Below are 26,040 nucleotides of genomic sequence, written 5' to 3'. Positions count from 1 at the left end.
AAATTGAAAAAATACCCTGACCTTTTTGGTTGGGGTTTTTTATTGAAGTGAAACATTACTGTAGGTAGCGTTAAGGGTAAGTGTTTTATTTGAACCGTTTGAAAGATTATAGCCCTTTACCAAGGCGCGATCAGACGATTTCGTTTCTTTCAATTGAAGCGTTTTTGGATATTTCAATGTGGATTTTTTTCCATTGAAATAAAATGAAAATGCCACCGCCGGAATTTTGATTATCGCATCTGTGTTTTCCAATTGGATGTCCAACGTTTCAAAATTGTCTGAAATTCTATCTATTTTCAAATCGCCAAAAGAACCCGAAAGCAATGCTTCCTTGCCTACTGTTCCAATTTTCACATCACTGGAATTGGCGTGCATATTTATTTTTTCAGCAGTTAAAATAGTGCAATCATCAACGTATTTTACATTCAATGTTCCCTTTTTCCAGTTATTTACGGCTACAGGCGCATACGAAGCATTGATGAGGGTCTGCCCCCCATCAATACTATTTGCAGTAAATGCAGAATAATTAAGCGTTGCCCGAACATTATTGGCGTCTGCCATTTTAAGTTCGCCGTGCCGAACGTTTATAGCGGTTTTTGAATTTTTCGGAAGACGTATTATAATCGTTTTATTTGATTTTCCTTCTGTTGAATTATAGGTTTTACTTCCGTTCATAATTACCGTTTTTCCATTTGGGCTGGTGATTACTTTTTTACTGTAATTATCTCCTTCGCCATCAAATTGTTTCGAAAAATTTTCTGCCCAAGCTTCCATCTGCTTTCCGTATTGTTCGCCCCACGCTTCCATTTTTTTACCGTAGGCCTCACCCCACGCCTCCATTTTTTTTCCGTAGGCCTCGCCAATACTATCGGCCTTTTTTTCGTCAAAGGATGTTTCGAAATTTTTGCCCCACGCCTCCATTTTCTTTTCGAAGTTTTTTCCGAATTTCTTATCCATTTGCGCTTCAAATTTTTTCATATATCCTTCTTCATCCTTTTGGAATTCTTCATAATCAAACTGAATATTTCCAACATTTTGCATAACCTCTGGCGGCAATGGCGGCACTTGAAAATTATTGAGCATAGGCATGACCATATTTTCCATCAATGGGCCTATAAAATCCATAGGTGGCATGGGCGGCATCGGGCTTGCGGCATACAAATCATTTCCGGCGTTGGAATTTATCGTGATTTTTTTACTGTTGCCCGTAATATCCAGATTCCAGTTTTTCATTAAGCGCTGCTTTTCCTCTTCTGAAAGTTTACTTCCTTCAATAAAAGCTTCCACTTCAACCCTATCCTTGTTCCAGGTTTCAAAAATTACATTCGTATATGAAGTATTTACCTCTACCTCAACATTCTCGGAAACGTTGAAGCTCTCCACATAATTTTTCTGGGCAAAGCCAAGGGTTGAATACGCCAATAACAGGCCTATTACGGCGTTACGATTGAATAGTCTCGAATTGTTCATTGTTTTGATTTTTTAGTTCTTTTAATTTGTTTTTCAATTTGAACAGCAAATCCAAACGAAGTTTCAAATTATCGATCAATGCAGTTACGGTAGATTCCGTTGGGCCCACTCTGGTGAGTTCCGTATTTAGGGCCGTATATTCTTTGTCCAGTTCGGCTAGGCGCTGCATATAGCCATCTACCAAATCTTTATTTTCCTTGGTAATTTTAAGTGAAGCCAACTGAACATTGATGCCGGTTTTGTAATATTCTTCCACTTTTTTCAAATCGGGTGAAATATCTGCGAGCGTCATCTGTGGCTTTTCGGCCACCTTTGGACTTTGTGGGTCTGTATTCACAATTTCTTCCGTTGAAATATTTTGTGATTTTGGAGACACCAATTCTTGATATCCAAAAAATCCCACGGCCAAAAGAATGATGGCAACTGAAGCAACTTTCAGCCAAGAAAAAGTGCTTTTCTTACTTTCCATTTTTTCTTTGGGAAAAGAAGCCTCGAGTTTTTGCAGAAACCGCGCTTCGTGCCCAACAGAAAGCTTTTTAGCTTCCGGCTTGTGGTTTTTCAATAATTCCCTAATATCCTGTGCCATAGCGCAAGTGTTTTAATTTTTCCTTCAATTTCAATTTTCCGCGGTGTACGTATGTTCGCGATGCATTTTCAGAAACATTCATTATTTCTGAAATCTCTTGATGGTCATACCCTTCCAATAAGAAAAGTTTTGTGGCAATTCGGTAATTTTCAGGTAATTCCTCAATGGCTTTTAAAACCTCAGATACCGTTGTTTCATCTTCCACAGACCAGTCATTGTCCACTTCGGTAAGCGTGAATACTTCCTCATTCAATGACTGGAGTTCCATCTTCCGTGCTTTAATTACATCCAGGCACGTATTGATAACTATTCTTTTTAACCAAGCCCCAAAGGTGACGTCCCCTTTAAATTGGCTCAGTTTTTGAAAAGCCTTTACAAAGGCTTCCTGCATTGCGTCTTCCGCCGCCGCGGTATCCTTTAAATACCGTTGGGCGATAATGAACATGCCGTTGCAATATTGACCATAAAGCGCCATTTGTGCTTTGCGGTTTTGTTGCTTACATTGCTCAACAAGTAATAATTCAGAAGACAATCTTGATGGTTTTTGGTTGCTGTTCTCTTAAATGACGAAACAAAAATGTAGATGTTGCAAATATGTTGAAAATTTTGGGAAACATTTGAGAATTAGAATTTTCAATACACCATATTTATAGTAATTTTGATTAAATTGTACAATATGAAAAAGAAATACGCAGATTTTGATAAATTGAACCGCCTCCTCGTGGCGTGTTTTGAAGCAGAAAAGCTCTATTACAATGCCGCGCTTGATGCACAAACTACAGATTTAAAACGCTTCCTCAATTATATGGCGGTGGAGCGAAACAGAATGAGCCACGACATTTCCAACGAACTTCACTCAAGGGACATCGAGCCACTAAAACAAGATTCTACAAAAGGAAATCTGGATAGAACCTGGCAAGAAGTGAAGGAAGCACTTGAGCATTTTGATGCTCAGGCAATCATCAATTCCTGTGTGAGCCGTGATCGCAATAATATTAAAAGATATGAGGAATTGCTGGAGCGCAAGGAGTTGCCAGATGGTATATTGGAAATTTTGGAAAAGCATAAGTACCAATTAGAGTGGTACATCAAGCAAGCCCAACAGCAGCCTAAAAAAAGTCCGTTCAAGGATGAAACGCCAAAAAATGATGGAAAGGATGATGGCAAGGACGGCGATGGCGGAAAAATTATAAACTTAAAAGCTATGTAAAGAAAAACCCCGAAATTGGATTCGGGGTTTTTCATTTGCTACTATAGCCAATGGTTTTTATTTTTATTCTTCTTCTTCGTCTACAAGAAGATTTAACGTGACAGTAATATTATCCCTAGTTGCTCTAGAGTATGGGCAAACTTCGTGGGCTTTATTTATTAAATCTTCGCCAGTTTCAATATCTACTCCGGGCAAATAGCAATCCAACGTTGCACGTAACTGGAGTTCATCCTCTTTTGTTTTTCCAATTTCAATAGTTGCCGTAACACTGAAATCGTCTCCTAGCTTGACTTTCTTTTTATCGGCAATCATGTGCAGTGCACTGCCAAAGCAGGCCGCATATGCGCTTCCAAAAAGTTGTTCGGGATCTGTGCCGCTTCCGCCATCTCCGCCCAAACCTTTTGGTACTGAAAGTTCCAAGTCAATTTTTCCATCATCTGTGGAAACATGTCCTTCCCTACCGCCCACGGCTGTAGCTTTGGCTTCATATAATTTTTTCATTTTCTTGTTATTTTTTAATTTTAGTGAAATTCAATATACTACCGATAAGCGGCTTTTTAAAAAACATATTCATAAAATTGTCATAAATTCACTTCGTGACCAAAAAGAAAAAAAATAGGAGTTTCCTTCAAGAAAAGGAAGGCATAAATCCACCCGAGACTTTAAATAAAAATGCAGCGGCTGCGCTTCGGGCAAACAGAAAGAAATTACCGTCCACCGAAAAATTGATAGCCGGAATATTAAACCACGATGAAATTTCACTCAGCCGCGCCATTACTATTATTGAAAGTACTGCCGCAAAACATCAAAACCAGGCAAAACAAATCATTGAGTCATGCCTTCCGCATGCAAACAAATCTGTTCGCATAGGAATAACGGGGGTTCCCGGGGTGGGAAAGAGTACTTTTATTGAAAGTTTCGGAAAGCAGTTAATTTCAAAAGGAAAAAGAATTGCCGTGCTCGCGGTTGATCCCAGCAGCAGTTTGAGCAAGGGCAGCATTTTGGGCGATAAAACCCGAATGGAAGAATTGGTAAAGGAAAAAAATGCATTTATTCGGCCATCTGCCAGTGGTGAAACACTGGGAGGCGTTGCTAGAAAAACGCGCGAAACCATTATTTTATGTGAGGCTGCCGGATTTGACGTTATTATTATTGAAACGGTGGGCGTGGGACAAAGTGAAACCGCCGTACATTCCATGACAGATTTTTTTCTGCTTCTAAAACTCGCCGGCGCGGGGGATGAATTGCAGGGAATAAAACGTGGAATTATGGAAATGGCAGATACCATAGTTATAAACAAGGCAGATGGCGAAAATCTAAAAGCCGCAAAATTGGCAAAAACAGAATTTAATCGTGCGCTCCACCTCTACCCTTCCAAAGAAAACGATTGGACAACAAAAACACTTCTCGCAAGTGCCCTAAAAAACGAAGGAATTGTAGAGATTTGGGATACCATCGCCAACTATTTTGAGCTTACAAAAAAAAATGGATTCTTTGAGAAAAAAAGAAAGGAGCAGGATAAATTCTGGTTGATGCAAACCATTGAAGGAAGACTGAAAAGTGATTTTTATTCAAACGCTTCCGTCAAAAAGGAAATGGAAATACAATTGAAATTGCTTCACGAAAATAAAACCACTCCATTTGAAGCCGCGGAAAAACTATTGAAGCTGAAATAACCTCACATAAAATTTTCCTTGAACCACAAAACCTGTGCTTCTAAACCTTCCATTAAGGTTGTTTTAGGATTATAATTCAATAATTTTCTTGCTTTGTCAATATTCGCTTTGGTTCGCGATTGATCGCCAGCACGTGGCGGTTTGTTTTCGGTTTTAATTTTTTTCTGAAGAATTTCCTCAACAGCGGCAATTCCCTGTGCCGTGGTATTTTCTACTTCCGTTCCAAGATTGAAAATCTCACCGTTGCACAAATCTTCTTTGCCAATAACACTTACAATTCCATCCACAATATCCTGCACGTACGTAAAACTGCGCAGGTGTTTTTCGCTGCCATCAAAGAGCGGAAATGGCTTGTCATTCAAGGCGCAATCAATCAAACTTGTGTATAATTTATCCGGTCTTTCACGCGGACCATACACCGAATACAGCCTAAGAGATGTTGCTTTTATTTTATTCTCGCGGCTTTTTGCAAGTACCAACTGCTCTGCCGCCAATTTTGTAACACCGTACCAAGATGCTGGTTTCGGCGGAACGTCTTCAGGAAAAGTTGCCTCCAAACCGTAAATGGAAGAAGTGGCAATATTCACGAAAAAGGGTTTATTTGAACAACCTTCGGCATATTCAATCAAATGCTGCGTGGCTAAAATATTATTGCTGAAATAATCCTCAAAAGTAGAATTTGCTGAAATCCCCGGATGTGCCGCAAAATGAAAAATAATATCGAAGTCGCTTTGTAGTTTTTCTTTAAGATTTGCGGTGCGCAGGTCCATTTCCATCACGGTTATGCCCGCATCGGTTAATGCTTCTGCATTCAATTTTTTCAATGAAATATCATAATATTCAGAAAAATTATCGACGCCAATTACTTGATGGCCCATAGCGCAAAGTCTTTCCGCAGTATGCGAACCTATAAATCCAGCCGCTCCGGTGAGGAGTATTTTCATATAAAATTTATTTCAGAAATTTCTGTTTCCCACTTAATAGCTCGGCAAAATAAAACCTTTTTACGCAAAACACTGGCAATATTGGATATTACTTTAGCCAATAAAGTAGAAACACCGCAACTAATGCAGTCGTAACCTAAAAAAAATTACTTTTGCAAAAACCTTCTCAAAAAAATTAATGTTCGAATTTACCATCATCGTACCTGTATATAATGAAGAGGAAAACCTGGATCGGGTTGAAAAGGAACTGCTGGCTTATACTAAAATTGCTTCAAAAAAAACATCAATTCTATTCGTGAACGATGGCTCAAAGGATAACAGCCAAAGCTTGATTGAAGCCATATGCAATAGAAACGATGCTTTCCATTATATAAATTTTAAGGAAAATCGTGGTCTCAGTGCGGCCATAAAAGCTGGTTTTGACCACGTGGAAGCACCGCTAACGGGTTATATTGATAGCGATTTGCAAACTGTGCCGGAGGATTTCAATCTTTTGTTGCAGCACATTGGGGAATATGACCTTGTAACAGGCGTGCGCGCAAATAGGAAGGACAAATTTGTGAAAAATATGTCTTCTAAAATTGCAAACGGAATTCGGCGCGCATTTACCCACGATGGCATGGACGACACCGGTTGCCCATTAAAAGTAATTAAAACAGATTTTGCTAAACGAATCCCCATGTTTAAAGGACTTCACAGGTTTTTACCGGCGATGATTCTTTTACAAAATGGAAAAATACTTCAAGTGCCCATCAAACATTTCCCCAGAATTGCAGGAACCGCCAAGTTTGGCCTTTGGAACAGACTTTTAGGGCCGTTGATGGATTGCTTCGCATATTTGTGGATGAAAAAAAAATACATCAATTACGAGATTAAAAGCAAAGGATGAGCAGCAATTGGATTGTTTATACAGTCGGATTTTTGGCGCAAATCCTATTTAGCGGACGGTTAATATTGCAGTGGATTCTTTCCGAAAAAAACAAACGTGTAATCACGCCATCCATCTTTTGGAAACTCAGCCTTCTTGCATCGTTTTTACTTTTTTTGTACGGCCATTTGCGCAATGACTTCGCTATAATGCTGGGACAAGCGCTAACTTATTATATCTATATTAGGAATTTGCAATTGCAGGGAGAATGGCAAAAATCTCCAAAATGGTTTCAACTATTTCTGTTCGCGTTTCCCATTTTCGTTGTACTATATGCTTACAATAATGGCCAATACGATATTGAAAAACTCTTCCGTAACGAAGCAATTCCGCTTTGGCTTTTACTTCTGGGCATAATTTCACAGGTAATTTTTACCCTTCGTTTTATATACCAATGGATTTATTCTGAAAAAACAAAGACTTCACAATTGCCCGTTGGCTTCTGGAGAATGAGTGTTTTGGGGGCATCCCTAATTTTGGCGTACGCCATTTTCAGAAAAGATCCCGTTCTCTTTGTGGGGCACATTGCAGGACTTATAATTTACGTTCGAAATATTTTCATTTGGAAAAAACAGGGTCAATATGAAAATTGAAAAAAATTACATTTGGTTATTGTTAATAACGTGTGCCGCGATATTTTTCGTCAATTTAAATTCGCTGCCAGTAAATATCATGGAAGCCCGAAATTTTATTACCGCGCGGGAAATGTTAACGGACGGGAACTGGATTTTAACTACAATCAACGGCGAGCCTCGCTATCAAAAACCGCCTTTGCCCACTTGGCTAACTGCATTTTCAGGTGCAATTTTCGGAATAAAGAATGTATGGGCGCTTAGGCTTCCGGCGGCAATTATTTCGATGGTTTTGGTTTTGTTTTCATACAAATTTGCCAAAAAACTTACCTCAGAAAAAAAATATGCTTTCATCAGTTCATTAGTCTTAGCAACTTCCTTTTACATAGTGGCCTCTGCGCGTGATGGACAGTGGGATATTTACACGCACGGGTTTATGATGCTCTGTATTTTTCTGTTATTTAAATTTTTCACTGAAGAAAATGACAAATTTAAAAATGCACTATTTGCGGGGATTTTCTTCGGATTTTCATTTTTGAGCAAAGGCCCCGTTTCATTGTATGCCCTACTGCTACCCTTTTTAATTTCATTCGGAATTGTTTACAGATTCAAAAATTTTAAGTCTCGATGGTTGCCACTTTTGGCATTTTTGGCCGTGGCGTTCGTCATTTCCGGTTGGTGGCATTGGTACACGATGAAATTTGATCCCGCGGCTGCGGAAATCACGAAAAACGAAACCACAAATTGGATCAATTACGAAACAAAACCTTTTTACTATTACTGGAGTTTCTTCACGCAAAGCGGCGTCTGGACTATTCCCGCGTTTATTGGGCTACTTTACCCCTATTTGAAAAATCGTGTTTTCAACAAAAAAGCATACTTATTTTCATTTCTTTGGACGCTGCTTTCGGTAATTTTACTTTCATTGATTCCCGAAAAAAAATCGCGTTACCTTTTGCCCGTTTTAATCCCTATGGCGCTGAACACAGGGTTTTATATCGAATATCTTTTCAGAAGATTTAAAGATTTAAGAGATAAAAAAGAAACCATTCCGGTTTATTTCAATTTTGGGCTTATTGCTAGCATCGGAATTATTTTTCCAGTTGGAGGCTATTTTTTTCTGAAAAATGGAATTTCTGGATATTGGCTTTGGTTTGTTATTCTTTCCTTCTGTCTTTTTGCTATTGGATTTTTAATGTTTCGAAATCTCTATAAAAGGAACATTGATCGCGTTTTTTATTTGACGATTGTCTTTATTATTTCCATAATATGGTTTGGTCTTCCGCTAAGCAATGCAATTACTATAAATGCGGAGTACAAATCTTTTTCAGAATTAAAAAAATGGCAGGAAACAACTGATATTGAAGTTTACGAGCTTACCGACTTTACGCCAGAACTGGTTTGGGATTACGGTGAAAAAATTGAAATCCTTAGAAAAAATAATGAAATAGAAATTCCAGAAGAAAATAAATTTGGTGTATTGGTTTCTGAAGAAAATCTGGAACTTTTCAAGCAGACCTTCCCAACATTTAGAAGAGAGCGACAGGCTCGCTATGATATGAACCCAAAAGGAAAAGACAGCCGAACGCATAAGGAGCGACTTTACCGGGACTTATTTATAGTAACCAAAAATTAGGTTATTGATTGAAGCGGCGCTGCCCCCATTTCTGTAATCTAAAGAAAAGCCAGCCCAAAAAACCTCCGAAAATCATTCCGCTGAAGACATCCAGCGGATAATGAACGCCTAAATATATACGGCTATATCCTGTTAAAATCGCCCAAATAATTAAAAAGTAAGGAAGATATTTATACCATTTCTGCAAGGTTAGACTCAAGAAAATCGCAGCCGCCATTGAACTTGCCGCATGTGCAGAAAAATAACCGAACCTACCGCAACCATCTGCCACAAACCGCATAGATTCTTTTAAAATTTCTACTTGGCAAGGCCTTGGGCGTTTAACGCCATATTTAAATAAATTAGCAATTTGGTCGGTAGCCGTAATCATCAATGCCACACAAATCAAGATTATGAGTGTTCCTTTCCAGCCATAATTTTTGAAAACCAAATAAAGCAGAATGGCATAAATGGGTATAGAAGACCATTTTTCAGTAACGAAACGCCAAAATCCATCCCACGAAGAATTGCCAAGATTATTCAGAAAGAGGAATAACTGTGTGTCGTATTTTAATAATTCTTCAAGCATGGAAAGGATTTAAACAATTCAATATTTATTGAATTAATCTTCATCGTAACGGGCAATTTCCCGATCGTAAAATTCCGTGGCTTGTTGGATTAAATTTTCGGCCTCTGCCTCCAATTCTTTTTGGTCTTCGGCATCAAAATCCTCCAGCCATTCAACCTCATCATCCTCAAGATTGATAATAAAGCGAGGAAACTCCGTGTGTATCACGAAAATTGCATTAGGATAATCGCTGTTATCGCCTAATAAATATTTTGGAAAGTCCATTTTTTGATATATTTCGTGTTTAATTTTTCTGAAAAAATTTTATTTATACAGCATTGATTTCTAATTCTCTCCGAATTAATTTCTTCGAAAGATAGTTAAATCTCACAAAAAGCATAGCTCCAGAGGCCGTTAAACCAGCCAACAGTCCGTACCATAATCCTTCGCTTCCCAGATTTGTGGCAATTGCCAAGTAATACATTATGGGAAAACCAATTGCCCAATATGCAACAAAGGTAATAATGGTTGGAATTTTTACGTCTTGTAAGCCACGCAGCGCGCCCAAAGCCACAACTTGCAGCGCGTCTGATATTTGAAAAACCGCCGCAATAATTAGCAACCGCGAAGCTATTGATACTACTTCATAATTATCGGCAAAAAGATTTGGGTCATCGTAATCCAAATAGAGTTTTGGAAGTGCGGTATTAAAAACCATAAAAAACAGGGCGAAAATAACCGCCAAAATGGTGGTGAGCAAAACAATGGAAAATGCTATTCGCCTTAAATCCACATAATTTTTTAAGCCTTTTTGGTTTCCCACGCGTATCATTGCGGCTACGCTAAAACCCATTGCAACCATAAATGTCATGGATGCCAGATTGAGCGCGATTTGATTGGCCGCTTGTGGATTTTTTCCCAAAACTCCAGATAGCCAAATGGCACAAGTGAAAATGGCAACCTCAAAAAACATTTGCATGGCAGAAGGAAAGCCCAAATTGATCAATTTTTTAAGCATTGGTTTTGCCAAATTGAAAATTTTTATTTGGGTTACAAAATATTTCGATTTTTCATTTTTCGCCAAAAGAAACCAGAGATAACCAACTAAAATTACACGTGATGCCAAGGTCCCTATTGCGGCACCCACGATACCCAGTTCGGGAAAGCCAAATTTTCCGAAGATGAAAAGATAATTCAAAATTACGTTTACAATATTCGCAGCGAAGGTTGCGTACATTGGGTACTTGGTCATGGAAAGACCATCACTAAATTGCTTAAAACCCTGAAAAACAACCAAAGGCAAGAGCGAGATGGCAACCAAATTCAAATAAGGCATGGCTAAATCCACTACTTCCGGCGGCTGACCCATAACATACATTAAAGGCTTTGCCGCGAAAACAATCAATACCAATGCGATTCCCAAAACCGTGCAAAGAAAAAGACCATGCTTGAATGCAGATTTTCCAGCTTCAAAGTTATTTTCTCCATCCGCTTCTGCGACTAGAGGTGTTATGGCTGTGGAAAAGCCTATTCCCAGTGACATAGCGATGAACATAAAACTATTTCCCAGCGACACCGCGGCAAGTTCCGCAGTTCCCATTTGACCCACCATCACATTGTCCACGAAAGCCACGAGCGTATGCCCGAGCATACCCAAAATCACTGGGGCAGCCAATTTTGTGTTGTATTTGAACTCTTGGGTGTAGTCTGAAAGTGCCAATTTTTAAAATTTGGGCAAAGATAGGATTTGCATTTTCTTAAAAATCCCCAAACCGAAAATATTAATATCCAGTTATATTTCAATTATTGTCCTTCGCCAAAATGAAAAGCATAAGATTTCCACCCTGTAAACTTCAAAGTAAATACTATCTTTGCCCCTCTTTAAGATTTTCAAAAATGAACATTTCCTATAATTGGCTCAAACAATTCATAAATCTACCGTGGGATGCAGAAAAAACAGGTGAATTATTAACCGATCTCGGCCTTGAAGTAGAAGGGATTGAAGATTTTTCATCAGTAAAAGGAGGTTTGGAAGGGGTTGTAGTTGGTCATGTACTCGAATGCATTCCACACCCAAACGCGGATCGTCTAAAAATCACAAAAGTTGATGTGGGTACCGGTACAAATCTGCAAATAGTATGTGGGGCACCGAATGTGGCGGCCGGGCAAAAAGTTCCCGTGGCAACCATAGGCACCACACTTTTTGATAACGACGGAAAACCCTGGCAAATAAATAAAGGAAAAATTAGAGGCGAATCCAGCGAAGGGATGATTTGTGCGGAAGATGAACTGGGCCTTGGAAAATCGCACGACGGCATTCTTATTTTAGATTCAAAATTAAAACCCGGAACTCCAGTAGCCAAGATTTTTGAAATTGAAAACGATAAAATTTTTGAAATAGGATTAACCCCAAATCGCGCAGATGCAATGAGCCATTGGGGTGTAGCGCGTGATCTTAAAGCAGGATTTTTGCATCGGGGCATTTCAGCTAAAATTAATACGCCCTCTACGAGCAATTTCGGCGTGGAGAGCCGCACCTTGAAAATTGCCGTGAAGATTAAGGACAATTCACTTGCGCCTCGCTATTGTGGCGTTACAATTAGCGGCCTAAAAGTAGGACCATCTCCCAATTGGCTTCAAAATAGATTGCGTGCCATTGGCGTATCACCAATCAACAATGTGGTAGATGCCACAAATTATGTGCTGCACGAACTCGGCCAACCCTTACACGCATTTGATGCTGAAAAAATTTCAGGGAAAGAAATTAATGTGAAGACCTTGCCTGCGGGCACAAAGTTCACAACATTGGATGGTGTTGAACGTGAATTGCACGAAGAAGACCTTATGATTTGTGATGCTGAAAAACCGATGTGCATTGCGGGCGTTTTTGGGGGAATTCAAAGTGGCGTAACCGAAAACACAACAAGTATTTTTCTGGAAAGCGCGTATTTCAATCCGGTAAGTATTCGTAAGACTGCTAAAAGACACGGCCTAAGCACGGACGCATCTTTCAGATTTGAGCGAGGGATTGATCCCAATATAACGGACTATGCCCTTCGCCATGCGGCAATATTGATTGTACAACTTGCGGAAGGCCACATAACGAGTGATTTGGTAGATATTTATCCGAAGAAAATTGAAGACCATCAAGTCTTTCTGAATTTCGAAAAAGCAAGCAAGCTGATTGGAGAAAATATTCCTAAGGAAACCATAAAAGATATACTTACCTCGCTGGAAATGAAAATTAACAACGTTACGGAAACAGGCATAGGTATGACTATTCCCGCTTACCGAAATGACGTGACACGGGACGTTGATGTTATCGAGGAAATTTTGCGCGTTTACGGTTATAACAACGTTAAGTTTACACAAAAACTGAATGCCTCCATCAGCAATATAAAAATGGGGGAAGACTACCAAGTACAAAGTAAAATAGCGGCACAGCTTACCGCACTGGGTTTTAACGAAATGATGAGCAATTCGCTTACCACACCAAAATATCTTTCATTGAGTGATGCGCTCAAGGAAGACTATAGCGTAAAAATGCTCAATCCGCTGAGTCAGGATCTTTCCGTAATGCGGCAAGCGATGTTATTCAGCGGCCTGGAAGCCATTGCTTACAATAGCAATAGAAAAAACAGCAATTTGCGTCTTTTTGAATTTGGAAAAACCTATCATAATTTCCCTGGAAACAGAACTGAAATCAAACATTTGGCGCTATTCATTTCAGGATCAAAATCTGAAGGAAATTGGGCCGTAAGTGAAGAGAAAACTGATTTTTTCTTCGGAAAGGGAAGTGTTTCCGCGATCTTGGAACGCTTGGGATTAAGTGATTATTCTGAAGATTCCTCGGAAAGTGACTTTTTTTCCGAAGCGCTTTCATTTAAAAGAAAAAAAGCAACTCTTGTAGATTTCGGAATCGTAAAAAAGAAAATCACAGCAGCATTTGATATTGAAGCTGAGGTATTTTTCGCGGATTTCCATTGGGATGAAATCTTGAAACAAATTTCCACGAAAGATTTAAAATTTAAACCAATTGCGAAATATCAAGCTGCGCAGCGTGATTTTGCTTTGCTTTTGGATAATTCTGTAAAATTTTCAGATTTAAAAAATGCCGCCACACAAACCGAGCGAAAACTTTTGAAAAATGTTTCCCTTTTTGATGTTTATCAAGGCGAAAATCTTCCACAAGGAAAAAAATCCTACGCGCTTAGTTTTACAATTCAAGACGAGAAAAAAACGCTTACCGATAAACAGATTGATAAAATCATGAACAAATTGCAGCAAAAATTTGAAAAGGATTTTGGTGCCGTTTTGCGCTAATTGTTTTTTCAGAAAATAAAAAAAGCGGCTCAAAAAGAGCCGCTTTTTTAGATTTGGGGAGTATAGAATAGTAGGTAATTACATTTTTGGTAGCGCCACGCTGTCCACAACGTGAATTACACCGTTAGATTGATTCACGTCTGCAATAGTGACCATTGAAATTCCGCCGTTTTCATCTTGAAGCACAACATTTTTTCCCTTCATCATAGCTTTGATTGTACCTCCGCTAACTGTTTTATAAGTCGCGGTTCCGTTTCCTTTTTTGATGTCGTTCATAATATCCATTGCACTATGTTTTCCGGAAATCACATGGTAGGTTAAAACATTCTGTAATTTTTCTTTATTTTCTGGCTTCAGTAAATTTTCAACTGTACCTGTGGGGAGTTTACTGAAAGCGGCATTTGTTGGGGCAAAAACGGTAAACGGGCCATCACTTTGAAGTGTTTTCACTAAATCTGCAGCTTTAACCGCTGCAACGAGTGTGGTGTGATCTTTAGAATTGATTGCATTTTCAACAATATTCTTGCTGGGATACATTGCGGCTCCGCCAACCATTACTGTTTTTTCGCTGTTTTTTTGATCCATCATTTTTTTCTCCTGTGCAAAAGCTCCTGAGGAAATTATAAATGAAAAGACCATAACCGCGAGTGTGTAAAAGTTTAATTTTTTCATGTGGTAATTTTTAAGATTCATAAAATGTTATTTGCATTATAAACGAAAGTTCGAAAATGGCGGTTTCGCAATCTTCGAACTTTAATACTTTTTTAACAATTTTATAAAACCTAAATATGACTTTATTTTGGAGGCAGCACAACACCGTCAACAATATGGAAAAATCCATTTTTATGGTAAAAGTTTACGCCTGATAGTAGTGCTGTTCTATTCTCTTCATCAATCAAATATAGTTTTCCACCTACTTCCTTAATTCCTATCCTACTACCATTCAAATTTGAGAAATATGCAAGCCCACCATTTTTTTCAACAGCATCTTTTATCGCATAACTATCCATCCTGCCTGGGATGGTCTGGAATTTCACCATAGACGCCATCAAAATCGGATTTTCAGAAATTGAATCGCGTGTTTTTTCGGGAAGATTTGCAAAGGCACTATCTTTTGTGATGAAGATTGTTACCATTTCTTCCTTTTCCAGTGCAGCTTGCAGTGCAGCGTTATCCTTCATTGCTTTTGCAAGAATGGTGAGTTCTGGCGCTTCGGAAATATTTTCAGCAATAGTTTTATCGGAAGTGAAAATATTTTCATTCCATTGGTCCGTCACCGTTTGCATATCGGTTGTTTTATATTTTTGCGCAGTAACAGAAAGGGTTACCAATGTAATAACGACAAAGGACAAAATATTTTTTGAAAGCATATTTTTTAATTTTTAAAGCAATAAAGATAACAAATATGTTGCCGTTTTCTTTCATGAGGCCATATTCTTAGTATATTTCAAAACAAACGTTAAATAGTTGGATGGCAAAATAGTACTCATTACATTTAATTTTAAATTTTCCAAAATATGTTTTCACCCACAGACCTTGAAAAACAACTGCTAAAATATCGCACCAAACGTATTGATGAAGCAGCAATTTTAAACGAAGTTGAGCGTATTTTTTCTGAAAACGAAACAGAACGCACAACCATATTGACAACGCTTACCGATGGAAAATCCGGTGGAGAAAATGATTTTAATTTCAATCTGCTTCAGTCCTCCCAAATTTTTCACATAAACGATATTAAAAATTTATGTGTGAATTACCGGTTGCGGTTTTTGGATTCAAAATATTTTAAGGGCGAATTTCCCGAAGAAGCCATTTCAGAAATAAGAATGTTGGAAAAACAGCACGGGACAACACTCAAAAATTTCAAGATTGTTGCGCCGGCCAAACTTTTGAAATTAGAAAATGCAGACGATCCTTTGCTTTTTGCTCCTATGGGGAATGATTATTTTTATTTAATCCACAAATGGGGAAATGATCTGCACCCTCTGCGCAAATGGCAAATGTGGCCTTACAAAAGTTTCGAAAATTTAATATTTACGGTTTTTGTGATAAGCATCATCCTTACGGCGCTCACTCCTACCCATTTGCTCTCAACAACCTACGGAATGCAAGAACAGGTTCTCCTGTTTCTTTTCATATTTAAAGGTGTTGCGGGTATTGTATTATATTACGGATTTGCTAAAGGAAAAAATTTCAACGGTGCCATTTGGGACAGTAAATACTACAATGCTTAGTTTCAAAAATAATTATCAAAAAAACCAATAACCTTAAAAATAGAAAAATGTCAGAAAATCACGAAGAAACAGTTAGAATATATACTGGACCTATCCTTGTAGCTGAAGGGTTGGTAGGTAGACTAAAGGAACATGGGATTGTTCCCATAGCGAGAGACGATCAACAAAATGGTGTAATGTTTGGCTCGGGAAATAATTATTCAGACCAAATCCGAATTTTTGTAAGACAGGATGAACTTACAAAAGCACAACCCATTGTCGATGAATTTTTAGTCGAAATCGGCGAATAAAAGATATCATTTTAATAAAAAAGGCGACCAATTTTTGGTCGCCTTTTTTATGCTTCAACAGCGTACATTTTGCTTCGCTGTTCTTTTATCTTGTCATCTGCCATATATTCCTCAAAAGTCATATATCTGTCAATCACCCCATTTGGCGTAAGTTCCAGCACCCTGTTACCAACGGTCTGGGCAAATTCGTGATCGTGCGTGGTAAATAATATGGTCCCCTTGAAATTTTTGAGCGAATTATTGAAAGCTGTAATGGATTCCAAATCCAAATGATTGGTTGGCTCGTCCAGCATCAACACATTGGCCCGCAACATCATCATACGGCTTAGCATACAGCGTACCTTTTCACCTCCCGAAAGTACATTGCTTTTTTTCAAAGCTTCTTCGCCGCTGAAAAGCATTTTTCCAAGAAATCCGCGAAGGAAAACCTCTTCCCGCTCCTCTTCTGTCTTTGCATATTGGCGTAACCAATCAACCAGTGAGAGATTATTCTGAAAAAAAGTTTCGTTATCAAGCGGCAAATAACTTTGGTTGGTGGTTATTCCCCATTGAAACGAACCACTATCGGGTTTTGCATTGCCATTCAAAATTTCATAAAAAGCAGTGGCGGCACGGGAATCCTTTGAATAAACAACAATTTTATCCCCTTTTGCAAGATTGATATTTACATTTCTGAAAAGTACTTCGCCATCGATTGAAGCCGATAGATTTTCAACATTCAAAATTTGGTCGCCCGCTTCCCGTTCCCGTTCAAAAATAATAGCGGGATAGCGACGGCTGGATGGCTTTATTTCTTCAACATTTAACTTTTCAAGCATTTTTTTACGCGAAGTAGCCTGTTTGGATTTTGCCACGTTCGCACTGAAGCGCATGATAAATTCCTGAAGTTCCTTTCGTTTTTCATCAGCCTTTTTATTCTGTTGCGCACGTTGGCGGGCCGCCAGTTGGCTACTTTCATACCAAAACGTGTAATTACCGCTATAATGTGTTATTTTTCCGAAATCGATATCACTAATGTGTGTACAAACCGAATCGAGGAAGTGACGGTCGTGGGAGACCACAATCACACAATTATCATAATTGGCAAGAAAATTTTCCAGCCAATTAATTGTTTCATAATCAAGATCATTGGTAGGCTCATCCATGATAAGTACATCGGGATTTCCGAAAAGCGCTTGTGCCAAAAGAACACGTACTTTTTGTTTTCCGTCCAGATCTTTCATCAATGTGAAATGCAGACTTTCATCAATACCGAGATTTGAGAGCATTGCGGCGGCATCACTTTCCGCATTCCAACCATTCATTTCTTCAAAGGTAACTTGCAGCTCGCCTATTTTCTCGGCGTTTGCATCGGTATAATCCTCGTATAGTTTATCTATTTGGGACTTTATACTGTACAATTCCTTATTGCCGCGCACCACTGTTTCAAGTACCATAAAATCATCATACGCGTTGTGGTTCTGTTCCAAAACGGACATTCGCTTGCCAGGCTCCATATGTACACGGCCAGAAGTAGGCTCCTGTTTGCCGGAAATAATTTTTAAGAAAGTAGACTTGCCCGCGCCGTTGGCACCAATAATTCCGTAAATATTACCGGTTACAAACTGCGTGCTCACCTCATCAAACAAAACTCTTTTACCAAATTGCACGGAAAGATTTGAAACTGAAAGCATAACTGATTTTTATAAATTTGCGCAAAAGTAGCCATTTCAGTGTTACCAAAGAAAGATTAACGTTTTAAAAATCCTTTTAACGCCCAATTAACACAATGCCTACGGGCACTCGCATACATTTGTTTTAGAATCTAAAAAACAAGTGGGGCCATACAGAATTTTACTCATCTTTATTCTTTCGATTCTTTTTTTTTCCTGTGATTTCGGGGAGAAAAATGAAGTTGCAACCACTTGGATTTCAGGCCAAGTCATTAATCCAAAGTTTGATTACGTTATTTTTGGAAAAGGCGACCAGAATGCAGATACCGTAAAATTAGACTCCAATAATTTCTTCATCTACAAATCTGAAAAAATTCAAACCGGATTATATTCATTCCGGCACGGTGAAAGTCAGGTATTTTTTATTGAGCCGGGCGATAGTCTTTTAATACACGTAAATACGATTGAATTTGATGAATCATTATCGTATTCAGGAAAAGGCGGTGAGCAAAATAATTTTCTTATCAATCTTTTTCTGAAAAATGAAAAGGAAAATGAAGCTCTTCAGGAATGGTACAAATTAAGTCCGGAAAACTTTTCAAACAAGGTAGATTCGCTAAGAAATGATAAATTTTCACAATTGGAAAATTTCATAGACCGAAATGATGGTATAAATCCAGAATTTGAAAAAATTGCGAAGGCAGGAATCCGTTATAACAACTATCTTCGAAAAGAGCTCTATATTTCGGCAAACCTTAGAAACGTCAAACAATTTCCACAGTCTTTTTTTAATTACCGAAAAGATATTGATTTCCAACAAAATGGGCTTCGGTTTTATTATCCGTATTATCGTTTCCTAAACCGATATTTTGAAAATTTGGTAATGGAAAAATATGGTAACATTACTGAAATAGACCGAACTTCCTATGATTATAATTTCAGAAAACTGAATATGATTGATAGTCTTGTTTTTTCTGATACTTTAAAAAATTCATTGTTGCGTGGCACGATGGTCCGGTATTTAATTCGCGGAAGAAGTGCCATTGAAGAGCAGAAAATGGTGGCGCTTTATAAAAAACTGAGTACGGATAAGGAAGATGTGGCGGAAATTGATGAACTGGCATCAGCGACCATTAAATTGGCTCCTGGAAATAGTATTCCTGATATACCTTTGGTGAATACCGAAAATGTGGTAGCAACTATTTCTGAAATTATTGAAAAACCTACCGTACTTTATTTTTGGTCCGCAAGCTCCGTTAAACATTTTAGGGACATCCATACTCGCAGTGCAGAACTGAAATCAAAATTTCCGGAGTACGATTTTATAGGAATAAACACCGATTCCCACTTTAAGCGATGGCGGGAAACGATTCAAAAAACAGGTTATGATGTTTCCGAGGAATTTCAACTGGAAAACTTGACCGATAGTAGAAACAAATTGGTATTGAATTCCATCAACAAGGTAATTATTGTTGATAAAAACGGAATTATCCTTGAAGGCAACACCAATATGTTCAATTCAAATTTTGAAGAGTTATTATTAGGCTATCTCAACAGATAAAATTTCTATACCTAAATTTCTTTTAGTATTCCAAAAAAAATTTAATTTCCCTTTTTATAATCTTCCAAAAATTGCTTCAAACCGCTATCGGTCAATGGATGTTTCAATAAACCTTCAATGGACGATAACGGCCCGGTCATAACATCTGCTCCTATTTTCGCGCAATGTATTACGTGCATGGTATGGCGCACGGATGCTGCAAGAATCTGGGTATCAAAATCGTAATTGTCGTAAATTAAGCGAATATCTGATATAAGCTCAAGCCCATCTGTTGAAATATCGTCAAGTCTCCCTATAAATGGAGAAACATATGTAGCACCGGCCTTTGCCGCCAAAAGTGCCTGTCCCGCAGAAAATACCAAAGTACAATTTGTGCGGATACCGCGATCACTGAAATATTTTATGGCCTTTACACCTTCCTTAATCATCGGTACTTTCACCACAATCTGATTATGAAGTTCTGAAAGCTCTTCGCCCTCCTTAACCATTCCTTCAAAATCTGTTGCGATAACCTCAGCGGAAACATCGCCATCAACGATATTGCAGATGTCCACGTAATGCTTGAGAATATTATTTTTTCCCTTAATCCCTTCCTTCGCCATTAATGATGGATTGGTGGTTACACCGTCAAGTACGCCAAGGTCTTGGGCTTCTTTTATTTGGTCGAGGTTTGCGGTATCAATAAAGAATTTCATAGCAGTTTTTTCAGGTTATAATGCAAAAGTAGAAAGATTTAATAGATTGTTTTATCCGAAGGCTGATTTTTGGCTTGAAATATAATTCAATTACTTTAATCCATAATGCTTCAAAAGCATACGTTCATACACTTTATCGGGCAAAATTCGTTTTAGGACGATTGAAAACTTTTGCATAGGCGCACCCACTTTGTAATGAATTTTCGGATTTTCGTTTTCAATGATTTGATGCACTACTTTGGCCATTTTTGAAGGATCTTCGCCGTGATCCACGTGTTCATTCATCATTTTTAACGTACTGCTATACGCCTCTTTGTATGGCGAATTTTCCAGGACTGGCGCGTGGTAGCGGCCCGCAGCGATATTTGTGGCGAAATCTCCCGGCGCTACATTTGTCATTTTTATACCGAATTGCAATGTTTCCATTCGCATTGCTTCAATGGTGATTTCGAGTGCAGATTTGGTGGCCGAATAAATTCCGCGATAGGGTAAGCCCATATATCCCGCAATGGATGTGATATTTATAATATGCCCTCGCTTCTGGGAGCGCATATATGGAAGTACGGTTTTAATTACATTAATGGGCCCGTATAGGTTGGTATCAAAGGCTTTTTTCATTTCCTCGGTTGGGGTTTCTTCGATTGGTCCCGTAATCCCAACACCAGCATTATTTATAAGAACATCTATTTTCCCCGTGGCTTCAATTAATTCTGAAATTGCAGATTCAATAGATTCTAAGTTACAAACATCCATTTTCAACAATGGAAAAAGTGAATTTTGAATAGTATCAGGATTGCGGCTGGTACCGTAAACAGTGTAATTTCGGGAAGAAAGATAATCGCCGATGGCCTTCCCAATCCCCGAAGAACCGCCAGTAATCAATACAACTTTACTCATAAATGCAGGTTGAATGGCAAAGATGCGGTTACGCCAGTTCTTTTCCAAATAGTTTTAAGGAAAAAGCAATGGGAAAAAAGCTCAGCGATCATTAATTTTTTCTTAGAAAAAGTACGGAGGGATAAAAACACCAAAGAAACGAGCCGTGTATAGCTTTTATTCCTTAAGCAAAATTAGATTTTTATAGGAAAGTTTATTGCACAAAAAATGGCAAGCTACCTACATCACACCGCTACGACCGTTTACCCTTGCTGCGTTCCCGCCCTGGGGGATTCAACAGGAGCTGGTTGTGTAGGACTTGCCGCTGCAAAGATACAGGTTTTTACAGTTTTTACAAGTGTTTTCACATTTCAATTTTAATAAATACCTTGCGAAAAATTTAAACATGATTATGAAAATTCATAACCTTTTAATTGCCACTGTTTTAATACTGGCTACAGCAAGTTGCGGTGATACCGAAGAAGAAAAAGATTTATTTTCAATAGAAATTAAAAACCCGAAGAAAACTTATACTGCAAAAGATAAAATATCTTTTGAATTGGTGAATAAAAAAAATATTGAAATAGATTCAGTAGTTTATTTTTTAAATAAAGATCGAATTGATGCAACTTCAAATAGTATTTCGCTCGAAGGAAAAAAATTAGGGGAACGCAATTTTACCGCAAAAATTTATGGTGACGGCAAAGAATATTCCGCATCAACCAATATTACAATCCTTGCTTCTGAAAAACCGAAACTGTATACCTATAAAATTTTGGAGGAATATCCGCACGATATCAAAGCGTACACGCAAGGTCTGGAATTTGAAAGCGATACTTTGTACGAAAGTACGGGGCTGAAAACAGTTTCCTCACTTCGAAAAACGAATTATAAAACTGGTGAAGTTCTCAAAAAAGTTGATCTTCCAGATGCCTATTTTGGTGAAGGAATTACCATTCTCAACAATAAGATTTATCAATTGACTTGGCAGGAAAACACAGGCTTTATCTACAATTTGGAAACTTTTGAGCAAGTGGGAACCTTTGTATATAACGAGAGCCGCGAAGGTTGGGGCCTTTGCCACGACGATGACAATAATATTTATAAAAGCGACGGAACCGATAAAATCTGGACGTTAAATTCAAATACCCTTGCGGAAAAGGATTTTATTGAAATTTTTACCAATACCAGTAAAATTAAAAGTGTGAACGAGCTGGAATGGGTGGACGGAAAAATTTATGCAAATGTGTACGAGCAAGGTTCCATTGCAATTATAGACCCAAAAACTGGCGCCGTGGAGGGCGTCATTGATTTAACCGATTTGAAGGATAAAGTTACCCAGCATCCCCAATTAAATGTTCTGAATGGTATTGCATACAACGGCGAGCCCAATATCCTTTACATCACCGGGAAAAATTGGGACAAGCTCTTTAAAATACAGATAATGACGAAGTAGGTAAAACTTCAAAATTCATATTTAAAAACATTTCCCTCAGTCAAAAGACCGCTTTGCTCAAAGGCGGTTTTTTTGTGGACTGTAATTTGGTTGCTTTGGTGTACTAAATAATCTAAAGCCATGAAAAAATCAATTGTAATTAGTATCCCGGAGCCCTGCCACGAAGATTGGGCAGAAATGACCCCAACCGAAAAAGGAAAGTTTTGTGCCGTTTGTACCAAAGAAGTTTTTGACTTCACCAAAAAAACGGATGAAGAGCTGATAAAAATTCTTTCCGAAAATAAAAATGCCTGTGGCAGATTGACAAAAAATCAATTGAACCGTGAAATGAAACTTGAACGAAAAAGTGGTATAAGCCTCGCGCCATTCGCAGCTTCACTTCTACTTCCGTTGACGTTACTTTCAAATAATCCCTCCTCAAAAACAAAAATTTCTTCAGAAAAACCCAAAATCTCAATTGGAATTGGGCGCTTCAGTTCTCCCACAACCGAAAGAATACAAATAATTACCGTTGGCAGAATTACAGATGAAAATGGCGATCCATTGAAAAACGTTGAAATAAAATCCCACGAAACCAACACCCGCAAATGGACCAATAAAAATGGCGAATACCGCATTGTAACGCTTAACAATGAAATTTTGACCTTCACTAAAGATAAGTACGATTCGCAGACCGCGCGCTTAAGAAATAAATCTGAAAAAATAAATGTTGTGATGACTTCAGATACTGAAACCACGCGTACACATACCGTGATTGTAGGAAAAATAAGGAGTAATGCACCTGTAAACGAAAATGATTCGCATTCAATTACTATAAAAGGAACTGTAAATGACGATACCGGATTGCCACTTCCGGGCGCGAATGTTGTTATAAAAGGTACTTCTGTAGGCACTCAAACAGATTTTGATGGCAATTATTCCATTGAAGCTGAGCCTGGAACTATCTTGGTTTTCAGTTATGTGGGTTTTGAGTCTAAGGAAATTGTCTGCTCTTCAGAAAACAAACAGATTGATGTCAAATTAGAATACGGTGGATTTTTGGGAGAAGTTGTTGTTACGGGAGGAATCTCATTTGAAGAGGAAACTCCGAAGAAAGACCCCAATTGGTACGAAAAAGCAAAGCAAGCCTATAAAAATACCCAAGAATTCAGAAGAATAAAACACGAACGCAAAAAAGCGGAACGAAAGGCAAAACGCAGCAAAAAACAATAAAAATCCAATAGTTATCCATAACTATTATATTTCAAAGCCATTTGAAATGGGATACTGAAAACTTCCAAGCGCGACAATAATATGCTTCAATAAAAGTTATATTTTTACCAAAAATTTTTTGAATGAAGTATTTGTACGGATTTGCGGTTATATGTTCATTATTGCTATGGAGCTCGTGCCGAAATGATTTTGAGAGCGTGCCCAGCACCGGCAACCTTGAATTCTCAAGGGATACAATTTATCTTGATACCATTTTTTCCACTATTGGCTCGAGCACTTATAATTTAAAAGTTTATAACCGAAGCGACGAGGACGTTACCATCCCCTCCGTACGCTTGGGCCAAGGCGAATCCTCTAATTATAGATTGAACGTGGACGGTCTTCCGGGAAAGGTTTTCGAAAATATCCAGGTTCTTGCCAAGGACAGTATTTTCATATTCGTTGAAACCACAATTGATATCAACAACTTGCCCGCGGGCGGAAATAATTTTCTTTACACAGATCAAATTTTGTTTGACACTGGCGGAAACGAGCAAAAAGTGGAACTGGTAACACTTGTACAGGATGCCGTTTTTCTATTTCCCGCACAGATAGGTGGCGGAATGGTGGAGACACTAACGCTGGGTGAGGGAGAAAACGCGACACAAATTGAAGGCTTTTTCCTCGAGGATGATGAGCTCACTTTTACAAATGAAAAACCCTATGTTATTTATGGATACGCGGCCGTTCCCGGCAATAGAACTCTCAACATTGAACCCGGTGCCCGCATCCACTTTCACGCAAATAGCGGTATTCTGGTAGCACAAAATGGTTCCATAAAATCAATAGGCGCGGCAAGTAACGACGCTGAAGCTATGGAAAATGAAATCATTTTTGAAGGTGATAGACTGGAACCAGCCTTCGCCGATATTCCCGGGCAGTGGGGCACAATCTGGCTCACCTCCGGCAGTGTGGACAATCAGTTTGAGTACACAACCATAAAAAATAGCACCGTTGGGGTTTTGGTGGACAACAGTTCTGCAGATTTCAGCAATGTTCAAATTTATAACAACGCGAATGTGGGTGTTTTGGCGCGTACGGGCGACGTTGTGGGAGAAAATATGGTTATCAATAATAGTGGCCAATCTTCATTGGCAATTCAATTGGGCGGAAGCTACGATTTTAGGCACTGCACATTTGTAAATTATTGGACCAATGGTTTCCGAAGTTTTCCTTCCGTGAGTATTGATAACATTCTTGAAACCGAAGAAGTTCTGTTTGTTGCAGATTTGGTACAGGCAAATTTCACTAATTGCATTATCTACGGAAATGAACGCCGCGAGATTTCGCTTTTCCGAAGCAATGACGCGGACTTCAACTTTAATTTTTCAAACAGTTTGATTCGTTTCGAAGATACCAATAACGAATTTGACGGGAATCCATTATACGATTTTTCGAATCCTTCGTTGTATTCCAATATTATTTTCAATGAAGATCCCGCGTTCCAAAATACCAATTTGAATAATTTTAACATTGAAAATGGAACTTCAGGCGCCGAAAACATTGGACTCAGCAACGTACAACCGTTAGTGGATTTAAATGGAACTGCCAGAAGCACACCGCCGGATGCCGGAGCTTATGAAAGCACAACTTTTCCCGAATTATAAATTCGAGGATTTATTCCGAAGCAATTTTAGTTGAAGATTCGCATTCTGGCTTTCTACAGGTTCCAAAACTAACGTATCGCCGCGGAAATGGAATTTTCTTTCGGCCGTATCGCCAAATTCTTTTGGGTTGGAATGTGAAAGTTTGAAATGGGAAACGATACTATCTGAAACTGAATAGTTTCCCATATAATAGTATGATTTTGTTAGATGTTTCAAAGATTCCAGTGGAATGGCATCACTGAAATTGGCAAACTCCAAAGCGGTATTCTCATAACCTTTCTCATAAAGATGCAGCGCTACGTGGCCGCTTCCATCATACAAAAGATAGCCATCCATTCCGCCGCGATAGTGTTTCCAAATATTTGTTGCGGTATCGCGCACCTTCATACTTTCAAGTTTCCACATGCCAGTAATATCCTTTTTCGTTATTTTTTCCCTCGAAACAGTTCGTGTTTCCTCACGGCAACCGATCAAACTTCCGCAGAAAATAATGAGAAGGAAAATTATTTTAACGCGATCAAACATT

At 38.5% G+C, this 26,040-nt stretch carries 26 protein-coding genes and 1 other RNA gene; 12 read left to right on the top strand and 15 right to left on the bottom strand.

Annotated features, from left to right (window positions below):
* Positions 1–39 precede the first annotated feature (39 nt).
* Genes KIV10_RS10750 through KIV10_RS10740 form a run of 3 tightly spaced genes read right to left on the bottom strand, consistent with a single transcriptional unit; the run spans position 40 to position 2,531 of the window.
* Positions 40–1,470, bottom strand: a complete 1,431-nt coding sequence (locus KIV10_RS10750; protein WP_214113513.1) for a YggN family protein — start codon at positions 1,468–1,470, stop codon at positions 40–42.
* Positions 1,442–2,056 carry a hypothetical protein gene (locus tag KIV10_RS10745; protein WP_214113512.1) on the bottom strand — a complete coding sequence of 205 codons (615 nt, stop codon included), beginning with the start codon at positions 2,054–2,056 and terminating at the stop codon, positions 1,442–1,444. Before KIV10_RS10745 ends, KIV10_RS10750 begins: the two co-directional genes overlap by 29 nt.
* Positions 2,040–2,531, bottom strand: a complete 492-nt coding sequence (locus KIV10_RS10740; protein WP_214113808.1) for an RNA polymerase sigma factor — start codon at positions 2,529–2,531, stop codon at positions 2,040–2,042. The genes KIV10_RS10745 and KIV10_RS10740 overlap by 17 nt, the downstream gene beginning before the upstream one ends.
* 201 nt (positions 2,532–2,732) lie before the next feature.
* On the opposite strand from KIV10_RS10740, the gene KIV10_RS10735 reads away from it, so the two are divergent.
* Complete coding sequence (locus tag KIV10_RS10735; protein WP_214113511.1) at positions 2,733–3,266, top strand: DUF2383 domain-containing protein; 534 nt, start codon at positions 2,733–2,735, stop codon at positions 3,264–3,266.
* A gap of 63 nt (positions 3,267–3,329) precedes the next feature.
* Here the strand turns inward: KIV10_RS10735 and KIV10_RS10730 are convergent, their stop codons facing one another.
* Positions 3,330–3,767 carry an organic hydroperoxide resistance protein gene (locus tag KIV10_RS10730; protein ID WP_214113510.1) on the bottom strand — a complete coding sequence of 146 codons (438 nt, stop codon included), beginning with the start codon at positions 3,765–3,767 and terminating at the stop codon, positions 3,330–3,332.
* Between the two features lie 95 nt (positions 3,768–3,862).
* Here KIV10_RS10730 and meaB point away from each other — a divergent pair, with 95 nt between their 5' ends.
* Positions 3,863–4,942, top strand: a complete 1,080-nt coding sequence (meaB, locus tag KIV10_RS10725) for a methylmalonyl Co-A mutase-associated GTPase MeaB (protein ID WP_214113509.1) — start codon at positions 3,863–3,865, stop codon at positions 4,940–4,942.
* Between the two features lie 2 nt (positions 4,943–4,944).
* On the opposite strand, the gene KIV10_RS10720 is transcribed toward meaB, so the two are convergent.
* Positions 4,945–5,886 (bottom strand): NAD-dependent epimerase/dehydratase family protein, encoded by a 942-nt coding sequence (locus tag KIV10_RS10720; protein ID WP_214113508.1) that lies wholly within the window; start codon positions 5,884–5,886, stop codon positions 4,945–4,947.
* Between the two features lie 178 nt (positions 5,887–6,064).
* Between KIV10_RS10720 and KIV10_RS10715 the strand changes: the two genes are divergently transcribed.
* From KIV10_RS10715 to KIV10_RS10705, 3 genes are read left to right on the top strand one after another with little or no spacing between them, the layout of a single operon-like run.
* Positions 6,065–6,775, top strand: a complete 711-nt coding sequence (locus KIV10_RS10715) for a glycosyltransferase family 2 protein (RefSeq protein WP_214113507.1) — start codon at positions 6,065–6,067, stop codon at positions 6,773–6,775.
* Positions 6,772–7,407 carry a lipid-A-disaccharide synthase N-terminal domain-containing protein gene (locus KIV10_RS10710; protein WP_214113506.1) on the top strand — a complete coding sequence of 212 codons (636 nt, stop codon included), beginning with the start codon at positions 6,772–6,774 and terminating at the stop codon, positions 7,405–7,407. The genes KIV10_RS10715 and KIV10_RS10710 overlap by 4 nt, the downstream gene beginning before the upstream one ends.
* Positions 7,397–9,022 carry an ArnT family glycosyltransferase gene (locus tag KIV10_RS10705; RefSeq protein ID WP_214113505.1) on the top strand — a complete coding sequence of 542 codons (1,626 nt, stop codon included), beginning with the start codon at positions 7,397–7,399 and terminating at the stop codon, positions 9,020–9,022. Before KIV10_RS10710 ends, KIV10_RS10705 begins: the two co-directional genes overlap by 11 nt.
* Position 9,023: 1 nt before the next feature.
* Here the strand turns inward: KIV10_RS10705 and KIV10_RS10700 are convergent, their stop codons facing one another.
* From KIV10_RS10700 to KIV10_RS10690, 3 genes are read right to left on the bottom strand one after another with little or no spacing between them, the layout of a single operon-like run.
* Positions 9,024–9,590 carry a phosphatase PAP2 family protein gene (locus KIV10_RS10700; protein ID WP_214113504.1) on the bottom strand — a complete coding sequence of 189 codons (567 nt, stop codon included), beginning with the start codon at positions 9,588–9,590 and terminating at the stop codon, positions 9,024–9,026.
* Between the two features lie 33 nt (positions 9,591–9,623).
* Complete coding sequence (locus tag KIV10_RS10695) at positions 9,624–9,854, bottom strand: hypothetical protein (protein ID WP_214113503.1); 231 nt, start codon at positions 9,852–9,854, stop codon at positions 9,624–9,626.
* Positions 9,855–9,897: 43 nt separating this feature from the next.
* Positions 9,898–11,289, bottom strand: a complete 1,392-nt coding sequence (locus tag KIV10_RS10690; protein WP_214113502.1) for an MATE family efflux transporter — start codon at positions 11,287–11,289, stop codon at positions 9,898–9,900.
* A 176-nt stretch (positions 11,290–11,465) separates the two neighbouring features.
* Here KIV10_RS10690 and pheT point away from each other — a divergent pair, with 176 nt between their 5' ends.
* Entirely contained in the window at positions 11,466–13,892 is a 2,427-nt protein-coding gene (gene pheT, locus KIV10_RS10685) for a phenylalanine--tRNA ligase subunit beta (protein ID WP_214113501.1), read from the top strand.
* A gap of 78 nt (positions 13,893–13,970) precedes the next feature.
* Here the strand turns inward: pheT and KIV10_RS10680 are convergent, their stop codons facing one another.
* Together KIV10_RS10680 and KIV10_RS10675 are read right to left on the bottom strand one after the other, a co-directional pair.
* On the bottom strand, positions 13,971–14,564 hold the full coding sequence (locus KIV10_RS10680; RefSeq protein WP_214113500.1) for a fasciclin domain-containing protein: 594 nt from the start codon (positions 14,562–14,564) through the stop codon (positions 13,971–13,973).
* Positions 14,565–14,686: 122 nt separating this feature from the next.
* Positions 14,687–15,262 (bottom strand): fasciclin domain-containing protein, encoded by a 576-nt coding sequence (locus KIV10_RS10675; protein ID WP_214113499.1) that lies wholly within the window; start codon positions 15,260–15,262, stop codon positions 14,687–14,689.
* 147 nt (positions 15,263–15,409) lie between these two features.
* On the opposite strand from KIV10_RS10675, the gene KIV10_RS10670 reads away from it, so the two are divergent.
* Both KIV10_RS10670 and KIV10_RS10665 read left to right on the top strand, forming a co-directional pair.
* The gene (locus tag KIV10_RS10670) at positions 15,410–16,126 is read left to right on the top strand and encodes a hypothetical protein (protein WP_214113498.1); all 717 of its coding nucleotides are present in this window, start codon (positions 15,410–15,412) and stop codon (positions 16,124–16,126) included.
* Between the two features lie 47 nt (positions 16,127–16,173).
* Positions 16,174–16,416 carry a putative signal transducing protein gene (locus tag KIV10_RS10665; protein WP_214113497.1) on the top strand — a complete coding sequence of 81 codons (243 nt, stop codon included), beginning with the start codon at positions 16,174–16,176 and terminating at the stop codon, positions 16,414–16,416.
* Between the two features lie 47 nt (positions 16,417–16,463).
* Here the strand turns inward: KIV10_RS10665 and KIV10_RS10660 are convergent, their stop codons facing one another.
* Positions 16,464–18,089 (bottom strand): ABC-F family ATP-binding cassette domain-containing protein, encoded by a 1,626-nt coding sequence (locus tag KIV10_RS10660; RefSeq protein WP_214113496.1) that lies wholly within the window; start codon positions 18,087–18,089, stop codon positions 16,464–16,466.
* A 142-nt stretch (positions 18,090–18,231) separates the two neighbouring features.
* Between KIV10_RS10660 and KIV10_RS14045 the strand changes: the two genes are divergently transcribed.
* A complete protein-coding gene (locus KIV10_RS14045; protein WP_214113495.1) occupies positions 18,232–19,629 on the top strand; it encodes a TlpA family protein disulfide reductase in 1,398 nt (465 codons plus the stop codon).
* 41 nt (positions 19,630–19,670) lie between these two features.
* Here the strand turns inward: KIV10_RS14045 and fsa are convergent, their stop codons facing one another.
* The 3 genes from fsa to ffs form a co-directional block, all read right to left on the bottom strand.
* Positions 19,671–20,324, bottom strand: coding sequence for a fructose-6-phosphate aldolase (gene fsa / locus KIV10_RS10650; RefSeq protein WP_214113494.1), 654 nt, complete (start codon positions 20,322–20,324; stop codon positions 19,671–19,673).
* A 90-nt stretch (positions 20,325–20,414) separates the two neighbouring features.
* A complete protein-coding gene (locus tag KIV10_RS10645) occupies positions 20,415–21,221 on the bottom strand; it encodes an SDR family oxidoreductase (RefSeq protein WP_214113493.1) in 807 nt (268 codons plus the stop codon).
* Positions 21,222–21,426: 205 nt separating this feature from the next.
* Positions 21,427–21,525: signal recognition particle sRNA small type (ffs, locus tag KIV10_RS10640), an RNA gene on the bottom strand.
* An 87-nt stretch (positions 21,526–21,612) separates the two neighbouring features.
* On the opposite strand from ffs, the gene KIV10_RS10635 reads away from it, so the two are divergent.
* The 3 genes from KIV10_RS10635 (at position 21,613) to KIV10_RS10625 (ending at position 25,514) form a co-directional block, all read left to right on the top strand.
* Positions 21,613–22,656, top strand: a complete 1,044-nt coding sequence (locus KIV10_RS10635; protein ID WP_214113492.1) for a glutaminyl-peptide cyclotransferase — start codon at positions 21,613–21,615, stop codon at positions 22,654–22,656.
* 120 nt (positions 22,657–22,776) lie between these two features.
* Positions 22,777–23,868 carry a carboxypeptidase-like regulatory domain-containing protein gene (locus KIV10_RS13955; RefSeq protein WP_246516268.1) on the top strand — a complete coding sequence of 364 codons (1,092 nt, stop codon included), beginning with the start codon at positions 22,777–22,779 and terminating at the stop codon, positions 23,866–23,868.
* Positions 23,869–23,990: 122 nt separating this feature from the next.
* Positions 23,991–25,514, top strand: a complete 1,524-nt coding sequence (locus tag KIV10_RS10625; protein ID WP_214113491.1) for a hypothetical protein — start codon at positions 23,991–23,993, stop codon at positions 25,512–25,514.
* Here KIV10_RS10625 and KIV10_RS10620 read toward each other — a convergent pair.
* A complete protein-coding gene (locus KIV10_RS10620; RefSeq protein ID WP_214113490.1) occupies positions 25,509–26,039 on the bottom strand; it encodes a lipocalin-like domain-containing protein in 531 nt (176 codons plus the stop codon). The genes KIV10_RS10625 and KIV10_RS10620 overlap by 6 nt on opposite strands.
* Position 26,040: the final 1 nt, after the last annotated feature.

Origin of the sequence: Aequorivita echinoideorum, assembly GCF_018476645.1 — a bacterium.
Taxonomy (GTDB): domain Bacteria; phylum Bacteroidota; class Bacteroidia; order Flavobacteriales; family Flavobacteriaceae; genus Aequorivita; species Aequorivita echinoideorum.
The sequence above is the reverse complement of the archived record's forward strand: the minus strand, read 5'-3'. Positions and strand labels throughout refer to the sequence as shown.